Here is a 13,916-nt window from a genome sequence, read left to right on the forward strand (position 1 = left end):
TAGATGTAAAAATGACGGAAAAGCATGCTGGCGTCAACACAAAAATCATCGTTAAAGGTGAGGAATACTCAGCCAACGTGAAAAAAATTCACATCAGCTTGAAATGGTGAGGGATTGCGTCACGACCGTCTGTAGCCACTCTACTTTTGTTACGTTCTCAGGCAGCGTCGCTAACCCCATGCTAAGCCGCAATTCTGTATCAGTAAGCGGAAGGAAGATCACACCCTGACGCTGGATAGCGGAAAAGGAGGCCGGAACCAGGCTCAGACCGTCACCCTGCGCGATCCGTGCCAGCAGCACGTCATGTTCCATTGGCTCCTCAATAAGTGCAGGAGAGTAACCAGCACGACGAAAAATGTGTCGAGTGTAATCAAAAAAAGCAGGGTTACGTTCACGTTTGAACCAGAACAGCGGTCGGTGGTTCAGCGACGTTAACGAGAGCGAAGGCAGAGCCGCCTCTGGCCAGAGCGCGGGTAAGGCGGCGATCATCGATTCTTGCCAGCCGAGCGGCGTGACGCTAAGACCCGAATTTTCAAGCGGTAGCGCCACCAGCGCTGCATCCAGTTTTCCCCGACGCACCTGACGCGCCAGTTCAGGCGAACCATGACGGACAATATGTAGCTTCTGTACACGCGTAGCAAGCTGCGACTCAAGCGCCGCAAAAACACCCTGCTCAAACGCTGTACTTAGCCCTAAGCGCAGAGATTGCTCTCCCGTTTTCGCTATCTGACTCAACGCCGCCCAGGTTTTATCCTGTAGCGCCAATAGCGGGCGCACGATTTCAAGTACGCGCTGGCCGTCCTCCGTCAGCGTAAGTCCACGGGTATGACGGACAAAAAGCGTCACCCCCAGGCGCTCTTCAAGCTGGCGAATGTGGCGACTCAGCGGCGGCTGCGACATAAATAAACGCTGCGCCGCTCGACTCATGTTGTTCTCTTCCGCCACCACGGAAAAATAGCGTAGAAGGCGGATGTCCAGAGAGTGCAAAGGCGATGTTGTCATACCGAAAAGGTATCACGGAAACGGTATTACCCCAATCATTCCGCACGCTCTATCCTCATGCCGTACACGAACTCACGAGGTGATTATCATGGATTCAGAACGCTATTTAACCGGTCAGAGAATGCTGCAACAGGTTGATGGAAAAGGCGGAGATGCGGTAGTCGAAAGTCTGCAGGATATTGCGCCAGACTTCGCCCAATACCTGATTGAATTTCCTTTTGGCGACATCTATTCAAGGCCGGGGCTGGATTTACGCAGTAGAGAAATTGCCACCGTCGCCGCGCTCACCGCCATGGGTAACGCCGCACCGCAGCTTAAGGTACACATCGCCGCCGCGCTGCACGTTGGCTTGACGCAGGAAGAGATTATTGAAGTGATGATGCAGATGGCTGTTTATGCGGGATTCCCGGCAGCACTAAACGGCCTGTTCGCCGCAAAAGAGGTGTTTGCCTCCCACAGAGGTTAAAACAAAGGCCAGCGGAATATCTGCTGGCCTGACCTCACTACGGTTTCACATCTTCCACACGCATGCCTTTGAGTTGCTCATCCGTCAGCGTATTTCCCGCTTTGAAATAATCCACGACCGCATTAGAGACATAGTAACCGCCGGATGTGTTACGCGCTTTGCCTTCAGTAAATGTCGTGAAACCATCACCGCCGTCCGCCAGGAAGCTATTGGTGGCAATGTGATAAACCGTGGCATCCTCAATGGGTTTGCCGTTTAACGTCAATACGCTAACCCGCAGACCAACCGGTTTACTGCTGTCATACTTCATCTCCAGTCCTTTGGACACCTGCAATACACCGTTGCTTAAACCCGCGCCGTGCTCCATCAGGCTACGTAACTGCTTCCCGGTGAGATCCATGGTTGCCAGCTCATTCGGGAACGGGAAGGTGCTAATGACTGCGCCCATGGTGATGACTCCAGCAGGGATTTCATTCCGGATGCCGCCCGAGTTAGTGAGCGCTAACTGGGTATCTTTACCCGCCGCAACCAGCAACGCATCTGCCGCCAGATTTCCCAGCGAAGAAGATTCACCGTAAGCACGCGTCAGCTCAACCGGCGCGTTGGCAACCGTCTGCTGCACCACTTTATCGAGCTTTTTATTCCAGCCATCAATGACCTGTTTCGTCTGCGGGTCTGGCTGCCACTCATCAGCAAAAATGGTTTTCAGCTCGAAGTTCTTCACGGTAAATTGATGCGGTTTTTGCTGGTAATCCAGCACCAGTTTACCCACATCAATGCCGCCGCTGTCGGTAGACAGAATCAGGGTGTTACCTACTTTAATCGGCTCCGGCGTGCCCACATGCGCATGACCGGTGATCAGGATGTCCAACCCCTGCACCTGGCCTGCAGTCTGGATGTCTTTATCCAGCGCACGGCGTACATCGGTGCCCCCCAGACTGGACTGACGCGCTGGCGTGCCTTCATGGATCAGCGCCACGGTGAGATCGACTTTGCCTTTCAGCTCATCGATATAGCGTTGCAACCACTTCACTTCATCCCGCGCCTCGATCCCGACACGTGTCGCAGCGGAAACCGTATCATCAAAAGCAAACACGCCGTGCAGGCCAATCACGCCTATCTTTACGCCATCTTTTTCAATAATGGTGTAAGGCTTATCCCAGAACATTTTGCTGCTGTTTTGGTAAAAGATGTTGCCCTGCACGATCGGAAACTTTGCCAGGCTCAGTTGCAGCAGCGTATTGTCCCAACCGTGATCGAATTCATGATTACCCATGGTGACAGCGTCAAAATTCATGGTGTTCATGATATCGATAATCGCCTTCCCCTTGGTCAGGCTGCTGATATATGGCCCGGTGAAATAGTCGCCAGCATCCAAAAACCAGGTGGCGCTATTTTTCGCTTTCTCCTGCTTCACCATCGCCGAGATATTGGCCCAACCGCCAATATCTCGTGTGCCATTGGCAATCCATGGCACTTTATAAGGTTCGACATGGGCATGGAGATCGTTGGTATAAATAATCGTGACATCTTTGGCACTCGCCCAAAGCGGTAAAGATACCAGAACACCGACAGCAAGCATTTTTAGCTTCATAACCAATCCCTTTCAGTCATATAAAGATTCGCTACGTTACGTTCTGAAAGGTTTTTTTATGTGAGAAAACTCACATCCATCGGTGATAGTTGCAGGCCAAAATCAACGACCATTAAAAATCGTTGGTAACAGGATGACGTCACTGTTCACTATCAATTGCTGCAAATCCTTTGGCTGCAAAAATCTGGGGCTGGCGAGCTCAGCTGATTACAGCTGGCCAGAATATCGGCTGGGTTATGCCGCACTGCATTGCCGGGCATGCGGCAGCCTTCCACCGCTGTTTGATGAGGAACAGTTCCGTTGCTGGTTGTCGGCATATTTAGCGGATTTCGCCGCTAATCGTGGTCAGTTTTGCCCATGTTGCTACCAACGAGAAATCATCCGCTATGGGCATAATCCGCAGGGCAGCCAGCGCGTCCAGTGCCGAAACTGCAAAAAAGTGTGGACACCAAAGCAGGCGCCTCCCACCGGCATCGTTTTGCCAGAACAAATAGCGACGATTCCCTTGCTCGTCCCTTTTCAGGGCGTTAGTGCAGGCCAGCAACTCTATGTATTACTCTCTTTTGACGCTATTCGCGGCAATGTTCTGCATATTTCCAGCAACTTCACGCCGCACACTGCCGGCATATCATTGCTTTACCGCTGGCGTGGCACTGCTGAGCCAACAGTCATTCACGACGATATCATTGAGCGAGTGAGTCAGCGGGAAACCCAGTTTTTACGCCGCAGCCAGTTTGATGAAATCCAGTACGGCAGCGCCATACTCAAACGGAACGCCAGCGGCGCGATTTTACGCCCGGTCATTACTGCCCATGGGCATTTCCGCCTGCTGAGCCATCTGTGGCCAGAGGTAAAAACCCATATTATTGCCCACGAATGCTTCCTGCGCGGCGCAGCGATTACCGCATGGGCGGAACAGTTTCGCCATCATCGCGCCTCGCTGTGGTTTATTGATGAAGAAATGAATAGCGATCAGCGCACGCTGCCCTGGCAATTGCTGGGTAAAACGTATCAGGGATGGTGGCGAAATCAGTGGCAAATCTGGCAACGAGGCGATATGCGTAAAATGGTGTGTTTGTTAACGCAGGGGCGGGTTGAAGAAAGCGCGTCAATAACCCTGGCGGCAAGCCATCGTTTTCTCGCCTGGTTGCGGCAACAGACAGAATTTCAGCAAAGTACCCGTTACTCTGCCCATTCGGTGTTTCAGGCGATAAGATCGCTGGCAGATAAATACAACGCCCTCATTGAGGGCGATGTTTACACATGTTATCCGGCAACAAAAACTACAGCAGTTGCGCCAAACGGTTGATGTCTGACTGAATCGCCCCGGCGGTCACATCGCGGCCCGCCCCCGGTCCGCGAATGACCAGCGGGTTATCACGATACCAACGGCTTTCAATGGCGAAGACGTTATCGCACGGCAGTAGTGCCGCCAGCGGGTGCTCAGGGCGTACCGCTTCAACGCCAACGCGTGCCTTACCGTTAGCGTCAAAACGCGCCACATAGCGTAGCACCAGTCCCATTTCACGTGCCGCTTCCAGGCGTTGCACCATCTGCTCGTTCAGCTCATCGCCATTTTCAAAGAAATGGTCAATAGAACCTGCTTCACAGTGCGCAGGCACCAGAGATTCTACGCGTACCTGGTCCGGTTCGATGTCGTAACCCGCTTCACGCGCCAGAATCACCAGCTTGCGCATCACATCTTTGCCGGAAAGATCCACGCGCGGATCAGGTTCAGTCAGACCCTGCTGCCACGCCTGATCCACCAGATCGGTGAACGGGACCGTGCCATCAAATTGCAGGAACAACCACGACAACGTGCCGGAGAAGATCCCACTGATAGACAGAATAGTATCTCCGCTATCAATCAGATCGCGCACGGTATGGTTGATCGGCAAGCCTGCGCCGACGGTGGCGTTATACAGCCAGTGGCGACCGGTTTTTTCAAAGGCGTCATGAATCTGGCGGTAATTATTACTGCTGCTCGCCCCCGCCAGCTTGTTGGCGCTGATAACGTGGAAGCCATGACTGGCGAAATCCAGATACTGCTCCGCCAACTGCTCGCTGGCAGTGACGTCCAGCACCACTAAATCATCATACGGGTGGGCACGCATCCACAGGAACAATGACTCTTCATCCTGTTCTACCGCCTCGTCATCGAAGAAGGCCAATGCGCGACTGGCATCCAGCCCTTCGTAATTCAGCAGGCTACGGCGACTATCAACCACTCCTGCCAGCACGAACTCTAATCCGGTACGCGCCGAGAGCGTGCTCTGCTCGCGGGCAAACAGCTCCAGCCAACGCGACCCAATGTTGCCTTTGCCGAACAGCACCAGACCAATGCGTTTTTCCGCGCGGAAGATTGACTGGTGCAGACCCTGAATCAGGCTCTCCGTTGGCCCGGTACGCAAGACGGCGACCAGACTAATGCCCTCTTCCGACTGCCAGGTGAATTCGACCGGCTGACCTTTCAGCTGTTGCCAAAAGCGATGGCAGTGCAGCGGGTTACGGGTGACGCCCGCCCCAACCATCGCCACCAGCGCCAGCCCCTGGCGCAGACGCAGTTCGCCCGGCAGGCCAGCTTCATCCAGAATTTTCAGTGCGCCATCAGCGACTTCGGAGGTATAGCAAAATTGCAGCAGTTGGCGGTCAGGATGCACACCCACTGCCAGCGGACGCACCTGGGTGCGTTTTAAAATCTGATCAATCTCTTTATAGGCCAGTTTAAAGTCCTGGCCAGTGGGAACCTGAAACTCAATCAGGCAAACGTCGTCATGGCTGGTCACAATACGTGCCCCGGTACCGGAAGCCAGCACGCGTTCAATACGCGTCGATCCCTGCTCCGGCGTATAGCTACAACGCAACTGGAGATCGATATCGCTGCCGGAAACCGGCTGAAGGGTGCGGGCATGGAGAACCGGAGCCGCCAGACGCGCCAACTCGCTGGCTTCATCCAGACGCAGCAGCGGCAGCAGACAGGCATCTTTTACTTTACGCGGATCCGCGCTGTAAACCCCGGCGACATCGCTCCAGATGGTTACGCGGGAAACCCCCGCCAACGCGCCAACCTGCGTCGCCGAGTAGTCGGAGCCGTTACGCCCCAGCAGTACCGTCTCACCGGCGTTGCTACGGCTAATGAAACCGGTAACGACCAGGCGTTTGCCCGGATGCTGCGCCAGCAGTTGCTGCAGCAATGGGTAAGAAAGACCTTCATCCACCTGCGGCTGAGCGCCGCGCTCGGCACGTAAAAAATCGCGCGCATCCAGCCAGGCTGACTCCAGCCCCTGTTGGTTAAGGACGGCAGACATCAAACGCGCCGACCACACCTCGCCATGCCCGACGACTTCAGCATAGACGGCATCATTCACGCCGCTGTCGAGTAACCCGGCCAGACGCTCCAGATCGTGAATAAACGCGCCGATCAGCCCATCCGCCACCTCAGGAGGTAACAAACCGCTGATAAGCTCACTCTGATAGCGACGTAACGCCTGTTGAACCTGATGCGCAGACAGACGATCGGTCTGGCTTAATTTTAGCCAGCTAATCAACTGGTTAGTGGTACTGCCTGCGGCTGAAACAACCATCATGTCATCAGGCTGCGAGTACTCCGCCATAATGCCTGCAACACGCAGATAACATTTCACATCAGCCAGACTACTACCACCAAATTTGTGCAGTTGACGACCCTTCGTCCCTGCCTGCGCAATCACACTCATGTTTACCCCTTGTTTGCAGCCCGGAAGCCATTTTCCAGGTCGGCAATTAAATCTTCGCCATCTTCAATACCGGTGGAGATACGCAACAGCGTTTCCGAAATTCCGGCAGCAGCACGCGCTTCTGGCGCCATTCCCGCGTGTGTCATGGTTGCGGCATGGGAGATCAGACTTTCAACGCCCCCTAACGATTCCGCCAGCGTAAACAATGACAACCCGCCGAGGAAGCGACGCAGCGTTTGCTCATCGCCATCCAGCTCAAAACTCAACATCGCGCCAAACCCTTTTTGCTGACGCGCGGCAATCTCATGGCCCTGATTATCCGGCAATGACGGGTGATACAATTTTTTCACCAGCGGCTGAGTTTGCAGATAATCCACAATCGCCTGAGCATTACGTTGCGCCACCTCCATACGAGGTGACAGAGTACGCAGGCCGCGCAACAGCAGATAACTATCAAACGCGCCGCCGGTCACACCAATATTATTCGCCCACCATGCCAGTTCAGTGACCATTTCCGGATCTTTTGCTATCACCACACCAGCCACTACGTCGGAGTGACCGTTTAAATATTTCGTGCATGAATGCAACACCAGATCGGCGCCTAATGCCAGTGGATTTTGCAGTGCCGGGCTTAAAAAAGTGTTGTCCACCACGCTGACCGCACCAGCCTCGCGCGCCAGCTGGCAGATTTTCGCGATATCCACCACGCGCAACAGCGGGTTGCTTGGGCTTTCTACCAGCACCAGCTTCGGTTTTTCCGCCAGTGCCGCCTGCAACGCCTGCTCATCTCCTTGATCGACAAACAGTACGCGATAACAGCCACGCTTTGCCAGGCTGTCAAACAGACGATAGCTTCCGCCGTAGCAGTCGTGCGGTGCGACCAGCAGATCGCCAGGCTTGAGGAATACCGTAGTCACCAGATGAATCGCCGACATGCCGGTATTGGTCAGTACTGCCCCCGCCCCACCTTCCAGTTCCGCCAGCGCACGCTGAACGACATCACGCGTTGGGTTACCGCGACGCGAATAGTCATGGGCGCGAGGCTCATTAAAACCGGTAAAGTTATAGGTGCTGGAGAGGTGGATCGGCGGGACAACGCAACCGTATTGTTCGTCGTCATTTAACCCGCTACGCACTGCGATGGTGGCCTGTTTACGCGTCATATTGAGGAGATCCTGGCTGAGTCGGTGAAAAGTCAGACACCAGAGTAATCATAGTTACGATAGCCGTCAATACATCTGGACATCTAAACTTCTTTGCGTATAGATTGAGCAAACCGGAAATAGCCGTTAAAATTATATGCATTAGCGTACATCTGCGTCGGCTTACTTCGTGTCAGGGCCACGCCACTACGATAAACTACGCGCAATTATGGTCCGGGCTCAGGTTCTGGCCTCAATATTAATGACAAAGAGGATTAGGTATCTCATGGCTGAATGGAGCGGCGAATATATCAGCCCATACGCTGAGCACGGTAAGAAGAGTGAGCAAGTCAAAAAAATTACGGTTTCCATTCCTCTGAAGGTGTTAAAAATCCTTACCGATGAACGCACGCGTCGTCAGGTTAACAACCTGCGTCACGCCACCAACAGCGAACTGCTGTGTGAAGCGTTTCTGCATGCTTTTACCGGGCAACCATTACCCAACGATGACGACCTGCGTAAAGAGCGCAGCGATGAAATCCCGGAAGAAGCAAAGGTAATCATGCGTGAACTGGGTATCAACCCGGAAACGTGGGAATACTGATTTTTCAAGACAGATGAGAAAAGGCGGGATTACTCCCGCCGCTTCTCACTACGTTACTTACTGATACCATTAATCTTATTCAATGTTTCTTCCATTTTGAGCGTCTCTTTACGGTTCAATGGATAGAAATAAATCAGAATGACCGCTGCCAAGAACAGGCATAAAGCCGGTAACAGATTCGCCATCGTATAGATGTTTTCCTGCACAATGCTGGTTTGCACAGCGCCACCCGTTGACGAAGATTGATAACCAATGATGGCCAGCATAAAGCCGCCAATAGCCCCTGCGCACGCCTGGCCAACCTTGCGGGCGAAGAAGTTCACGCCATAGACGGTCCCATCTTCACGATCGCCGGTGACATACTGGTGATAATCACACACATCGGTCATAAACGCCCAAATCATCAGGTTGAATAACCCGGCCCCCAGCGTCGCCAGGAACAGGAAAACCAAATAAACCTTCGCGTCGGTAATGTGGGTGAAGTACATAATCACATACATGGCTACCGCAAAGAGCAGCGCGCCTACGCTGGCTTCTTTCTTACCAAAACGCTTCGTGAGCCAGGATGCTGAGGGTGCCAGCAAAACCAGAGAGCCAAAGGTGAAGAGCAATGCAACGGACATGGCCTCTTTGTTATGGAAATAGTCATTAAACAGGTAAGTCATGTTGGTACCAGACAACCCCTGATTAATCACAATCAGCAGATCCACAACCACTAAAACAATCAGCGCTTTATTGCGTATCAACCCCTTCAGCAGCACAGAAACCGGCATGCTCTCTTTTCTTTCCACCCGCACGCGTTCCGTCGTTAACTGACAGGTCAACGTTAAAAAGATAAACCCCAGCACAGAACAACCAATGGCAATCCAGAAGAAATGCTGCCCAGAGATCACCTGGCTTCCGTCCACCAGAGTGGTGTACATCAGGATCGGAATAAAAAAGCCGGTTGTCCCGCCGCCGATGGCGGACCCTACGCTGCGCCAGGTTGACAGCGATACGCGATCTTCCGGATTCGAGCTAATCGCCGCAGACATGGCGCCATACGGAATACTCACTGTCGATAACAGCGAACCGTAAATAAAATAGGAACAGCAGATGTAGATAATTTTCGTCGTATAAGAAAAATCATGCACAAACGGCAGGAACAGAACGACCGCAATGATGCAAAACGGGTACTTCATGCGGCGCACCCAGGGGTTAAATCGCCCATGTACCGTCAGTTTAGAGGTATCACATAAGCGCCCTACGCCAACGTCGACAAACGCATCAAAGAGTTTGGTCACAAAATAGAGTGAACCAACAATAACACCGGAAATACCGAGTACGTTGGTGTAATAAATCATTAAAAAACTATTTACCAGTCCAAGAATAAAACAGGTTCCGAGGTCACCACATAAATAACCGAATTTATCTCTTAATCCGAAAGGCCTGACGGCAATATTTTGATTGCTTCCGATCATTGTTCCATCATTAGACATGATGTTAACTCCTTAGACACATTATTCACGCAAACTATGCGTATACCGATGCTCAGCGTAATAAATCGATACGAAGTGTATTAATGGTCAGAAGTTATAACCGAGACCAACGCGATAGCGGGTCTGACGATCGTCTGTGGTTGTGGTGTTATACCCCGAGGAAACGTTACCCACCTCAACAAATGGAACCCATGAGCCTATTTTATACGCCACACGGAAGTTATATTCGTAATCGTCTTTTCGGTTGTTATATAAATCTTCGCTATCGGCAATTTTATAAATGCCATTTAGCTCAAACATCCAGTCATTGATGTTATAACCGAGCCATGCTTCCGGACGATAGACCATGCGGTCATCCTTGCCGTCAGTGTTTCTGCGCATGTACTCCTGACGATAGCGGAACGCGGTCCACCAATGGTCATTGATGTTATACTGCACGCGGATATAAGGCTTATAAATCGCGATGTTATCGCCCATTTCGATCGCAATACCCGGCTGCCAGACAAGGTCCTTCCAGGTGAACTGGTAGCTCGCCGTATACTCGTTGCCATTACTTTCCATATTATTCCACGCATCATTAGATTGCGTATTTTCGGAACGTGAAATGGCCTCGACTGCGACACCAAACCCCGTAGCAAAACGATGCGACATATAAACACGGTCGTAATTACGACCATCATCATAATATTCATGTCGATAATCAACATAACCCGCTTGCGCGGCCGCAGAGAATAATGAAATCAGTAATAACGCGGATTTAAATTTCATGACCATCCCTCTTCACACTAAATCTAGGAAATTGCCCATCTCGCTCCGTCCATAAATGAAGAAACGATGAAGGAATAAGAATAATTTTATATTTCCACGAAAGTGTATTTTAGAAAGAAGGAAGAAACCTTTGGTATTTTGCCAAAGATTGGCATAAGTGGCAAAAACAAGAAGATAAAAAGGACGCAGATCACCAGTTGAAACATTTTATCGTAAAAATAAAAACGCTGTTTTATTTATTAAATAAAAGACATTATTCAATACATCAATACGAATTTCAGTCTGCAGGCGCAGATACAAAAAAAGCGCCATAAGGCGCTTTTTTCTGACAGCTGAAACTTACTTGCTGCTTGGGATGCTGAAACGCTTGTTGAAGCGATCAACACGGCCACCGGTAGCAACATCACGCTGCTTGCCAGTATAGAACGGGTGGCACTGACCGCACACGTCCAGGTTCAGATCGTGACCGACGGTAGAGCGGATTTTCATGACGTTACCGCAAGAGCAGTTTGCAGTAATTTCTTCGTATTTCGGGTGAATATCTTTTTTCATGGGAAAACCTCGGTTTAAGGCCGCGTCGCTCTTCCAGCCCTAACGCCAGACACCACGCGATGTTAATTATTCCCCGTCACCTTTCACGCTGCATCAACAGCCTGAAACTCTCGGGTAATGGTCATTGTTTGACGCAATCAATTTGCATCAAAGGCGGCGAATCATACAGAAATTAACCTGCTCATGCAAACTGATCCGCATTCTACCCTTCACTAATGTGTATACTAACCCGCCAGATTTCAAGTCAGGATGATTCAATGCCCGTTGCGCACGTTGCCTTACCCGTTCCGCTACCTCGCACCTTTGACTACCTTCTGCCAGAAGGCATGAGCGCCAAAGCTGGGTGTCGTGTACGCGTGCCCTTTGGCAAGCAACAGGAGCGCGTGGGCATCGTTCTATCCGTCAGCGAGCACAGCGAACTGCCGCTGAGCGAATTGAAAGCCGTTCTCGAAGTGCTGGACAGCGAGCCGGTTTATTCGACCTCCGTCTGGCGTCTACTGTTGTGGGCGGCTGACTATTATCACCATCCTATCGGCGACGTACTGTTTCACGCCCTGCCGATTCTGCTGCGCCAGGGACGCCCGGCGACAAACGCGCCTATATGGTACTGGTTTGCCACTGAAGAAGGTCAGGTTATTGATCTCAACAGCCTCAAGCGCTCTCCCAAGCAACAGCAGGCGCTGGCTGCGCTACGCCAGGGAAAAATCTGGCGCGACCAGGTGGCTGAGCTCGAATTTAATGACGCCGCATTACAGGCGCTGCGGAAAAAAGGGCTGTGCGATCTGGCGAGCGAAACGCCTGGTTTTAGCGACTGGCGTACCCACTACGCGGTTTCCGGTGAGCGTCTTCGACTGAACACCGAGCAAGCCACCGCCGTCGGAGCAATTCACAGCGCCGCGGACAGTTTTAGCGCCTGGCTATTAGCGGGCGTGACGGGCTCAGGCAAAACAGAGGTCTATCTAAGCGTACTGGAAAATGTCCTGGCCCAGGGCAAACAGGCGCTGGTGATGGTGCCGGAGATTGGCCTGACGCCGCAAACTATTGCCCGTTTTCGCGAACGCTTCAATGCGCCAGTCGAAGTCCTGCACTCCGGTTTGAACGACAGCGAACGTCTTTCGGCCTGGTTGAAAGCAAAAAATGGCGAAGCGGCGATTGTTATCGGCACGCGCTCGTCGCTGTTTACACCGTTTAAAAATCTCGGCGTGATTGTCATCGACGAAGAGCATGACAGCTCTTATAAACAGCAGGAAGGCTGGCGCTATCATGCGCGCGATCTCGCGGTTTATCGCGCCCACAGCGAGCAGATCCCGATTATTCTCGGCTCAGCCACTCCGGCTCTGGAAACGCTGTGCAACGTGCGACAGAAAAAATATCGCATGCTACGCCTGACGCGACGTGCCGGAAATGCGCGCCCCGCCACTCAGCACGTGCTGGATCTCAAAGGTCAGCAGGTGCAGGCCGGACTCGCCCCTGCGCTTATCACCCGTATGCGTCAGCACCTGCAGGCGGATAACCAGGTGATTCTGTTTTTGAACCGCCGGGGCTTTGCTCCTGCGCTGCTGTGCCATGACTGCGGCTGGATTGCCGAATGTCCGCGCTGCGATCACTACTACACGCTGCATCAGGCACAGCACCATTTACGCTGCCACCACTGCGACAGCCAGCGCCCAATACCACGTCAGTGCCCTTCCTGCGGCTCAACGCATATGGTTCCGGTTGGACTCGGCACCGAACAGCTTGAGCAGGCTCTGGCCCCTTTTTTCCCCGGCGTGCCAATCTCACGCATCGATCGCGACACCACCAGCCGTAAAGGGTCGCTGGAGCAGCATCTGGCGGAAGTACATCGCGGCGGCGCACGAATTCTGATCGGCACGCAAATGCTGGCCAAAGGCCACCACTTCCCGGACGTCACCCTGGTGGCGCTTCTGGACGTTGACGGCGCGCTGTTCTCTGCAGATTTCCGGTCAGCAGAACGCTTCGCCCAGCTTTACACGCAGGTCTCCGGGCGAGCAGGACGCGCCGGGAAACAGGGCGAAGTGGTGCTACAAACGCACCATCCTGAGCATCCGCTGCTGCAAACTTTGCTGTACAAAGGTTATGACGCGTTTGCCGAGCAGGCGCTGGCCGAGCGACAAACGCTCCAGCTTCCACCGTGGACCAGCCATGTGATCGTGCGGGCAGAAGATCATAACAACCAGCATGCGCCTATGTTCTTACAACAGTTGCGAAATCTGATCCAGGCCAGTCCGCTTGCCGATGACAAACTGTGGGTGCTCGGCCCGGTTCCCGCCCTGGCTCCCAAGCGCGGCGGTCGCTATCGCTGGCAAATTTTGTTGCAACATCCGTCGCGAATTCGCCTGCAGCATATCGTCAGCGGCACGCTGGCGCTGATCAATACGTTACCCGATGCACGTAAGGTTAAATGGGTGCTGGATGTCGATCCCATCGAGGGATAATCCCTCACGATGCGAGGCGGATCGTAAAATTAAAGATCCATCACACTTTTTATGAAAATTCTGTAACCGCTTCCATTAACTATCTGATAAAAATGTTTCAGATGAAGGCTATTCAAGGACGAGTCTGTGCCAGCAGCT

11 protein-coding genes are annotated in these 13,916 nt (G+C 52.6%); 4 read left to right on the forward strand and 7 right to left on the reverse strand.

From position 1 onward, the window contains the following. Positions 1-93: 93 nt before the first annotated feature. Entirely contained in the window at positions 94-1,002 is a 909-nt protein-coding gene (locus HV037_RS23120) for a LysR family transcriptional regulator (protein WP_103284375.1), read from the reverse strand. A gap of 88 nt (positions 1,003-1,090) precedes the next feature. On the opposite strand from HV037_RS23120, the gene HV037_RS23125 reads away from it, so the two are divergent. Continuing rightward, complete coding sequence (locus tag HV037_RS23125; RefSeq protein WP_016157923.1) at positions 1,091-1,468, forward strand: carboxymuconolactone decarboxylase family protein; 378 nt, start codon at positions 1,091-1,093, stop codon at positions 1,466-1,468. Between the two features lie 37 nt (positions 1,469-1,505). Here the strand turns inward: HV037_RS23125 and HV037_RS23130 are convergent, their stop codons facing one another. Further along, the gene (locus HV037_RS23130) at positions 1,506-3,062 is read right to left on the reverse strand and encodes a bifunctional UDP-sugar hydrolase/5'-nucleotidase (RefSeq protein WP_181500160.1); all 1,557 of its coding nucleotides are present in this window, start codon (positions 3,060-3,062) and stop codon (positions 1,506-1,508) included. Between the two features lie 133 nt (positions 3,063-3,195). Here HV037_RS23130 and HV037_RS23135 point away from each other — a divergent pair, with 133 nt between their 5' ends. After that, a complete protein-coding gene (locus tag HV037_RS23135) occupies positions 3,196-4,371 on the forward strand; it encodes a cytoplasmic protein (protein WP_103284377.1) in 1,176 nt (391 codons plus the stop codon). On the opposite strand, the gene metL is transcribed toward HV037_RS23135, so the two are convergent. Beyond that, entirely contained in the window at positions 4,346-6,778 is a 2,433-nt protein-coding gene (gene metL / locus HV037_RS23140) for a bifunctional aspartate kinase/homoserine dehydrogenase II (RefSeq protein WP_016155268.1), read from the reverse strand. The two genes, HV037_RS23135 and metL, sit on opposite strands and share 26 nt — an antisense overlap. 2 nt (positions 6,779-6,780) lie before the next feature. After that, positions 6,781-7,941, reverse strand: coding sequence for a cystathionine gamma-synthase (gene metB, locus HV037_RS23145; protein ID WP_016155267.1), 1,161 nt, complete (start codon positions 7,939-7,941; stop codon positions 6,781-6,783). A gap of 265 nt (positions 7,942-8,206) precedes the next feature. Between metB and metJ the strand changes: the two genes are divergently transcribed. Beyond that, complete coding sequence (gene metJ / locus HV037_RS23150; protein WP_003825168.1) at positions 8,207-8,524, forward strand: met regulon transcriptional regulator MetJ; 318 nt, start codon at positions 8,207-8,209, stop codon at positions 8,522-8,524. A gap of 53 nt (positions 8,525-8,577) precedes the next feature. Here metJ and HV037_RS23155 read toward each other — a convergent pair whose 3' ends face one another. The 3 genes from HV037_RS23155 to rpmE all read right to left on the reverse strand — a co-directional run bounded on the left by HV037_RS23155 (position 8,578) and on the right by rpmE (position 11,322). Further along, positions 8,578-10,002 (reverse strand): glycoside-pentoside-hexuronide (GPH):cation symporter, encoded by a 1,425-nt coding sequence (locus HV037_RS23155; RefSeq protein ID WP_016157919.1) that lies wholly within the window; start codon positions 10,000-10,002, stop codon positions 8,578-8,580. An 87-nt stretch (positions 10,003-10,089) separates the two neighbouring features. Further along, positions 10,090-10,770 carry an oligogalacturonate-specific porin KdgM family protein gene (locus tag HV037_RS23160; RefSeq protein WP_103284378.1) on the reverse strand — a complete coding sequence of 227 codons (681 nt, stop codon included), beginning with the start codon at positions 10,768-10,770 and terminating at the stop codon, positions 10,090-10,092. A gap of 339 nt (positions 10,771-11,109) precedes the next feature. Continuing rightward, entirely contained in the window at positions 11,110-11,322 is a 213-nt protein-coding gene (rpmE, locus tag HV037_RS23165; protein ID WP_103284379.1) for a 50S ribosomal protein L31, read from the reverse strand. A 257-nt stretch (positions 11,323-11,579) separates the two neighbouring features. On the opposite strand from rpmE, the gene priA reads away from it, so the two are divergent. After that, the gene (priA, locus tag HV037_RS23170; RefSeq protein WP_016155264.1) at positions 11,580-13,778 is read left to right on the forward strand and encodes a primosomal protein N'; all 2,199 of its coding nucleotides are present in this window, start codon (positions 11,580-11,582) and stop codon (positions 13,776-13,778) included. Positions 13,779-13,916: the final 138 nt, after the last annotated feature.

This window comes from Citrobacter sp. RHBSTW-00017, from assembly GCF_013797615.1.
Lineage (GTDB): Bacteria > Pseudomonadota > Gammaproteobacteria > Enterobacterales > Enterobacteriaceae > Citrobacter > Citrobacter braakii.

Coding starts and splice junctions, on each gene's coding strand:
- HV037_RS23120 (WP_103284375.1), bottom strand. CDS start 1,002: ATGACAACATCGCCTTTGCACTCTCTGGACATCCGCCTTCTACGCTAT.
- HV037_RS23125 (WP_016157923.1), top strand. CDS start 1,091: ATGGATTCAGAACGCTATTTAACCGGTCAGAGAATGCTGCAACAGGTT.
- HV037_RS23130 (WP_181500160.1), bottom strand. CDS start 3,062: ATGAAGCTAAAAATGCTTGCTGTCGGTGTTCTGGTATCTTTACCGCTT.
- HV037_RS23135 (WP_103284377.1), top strand. CDS start 3,196: ATGACGTCACTGTTCACTATCAATTGCTGCAAATCCTTTGGCTGCAAA.
- metL (WP_016155268.1), bottom strand. CDS start 6,778: ATGAGTGTGATTGCGCAGGCAGGGACGAAGGGTCGTCAACTGCACAAA.
- metB (WP_016155267.1), bottom strand. CDS start 7,941: ATGACGCGTAAACAGGCCACCATCGCAGTGCGTAGCGGGTTAAATGAC.
- metJ (WP_003825168.1), top strand. CDS start 8,207: ATGGCTGAATGGAGCGGCGAATATATCAGCCCATACGCTGAGCACGGT.
- HV037_RS23155 (WP_016157919.1), bottom strand. CDS start 10,002: ATGTCTAATGATGGAACAATGATCGGAAGCAATCAAAATATTGCCGTC.
- HV037_RS23160 (WP_103284378.1), bottom strand. CDS start 10,770: ATGAAATTTAAATCCGCGTTATTACTGATTTCATTATTCTCTGCGGCC.
- rpmE (WP_103284379.1), bottom strand. CDS start 11,322: ATGAAAAAAGATATTCACCCGAAATACGAAGAAATTACTGCAAACTGC.
- priA (WP_016155264.1), top strand. CDS start 11,580: ATGCCCGTTGCGCACGTTGCCTTACCCGTTCCGCTACCTCGCACCTTT.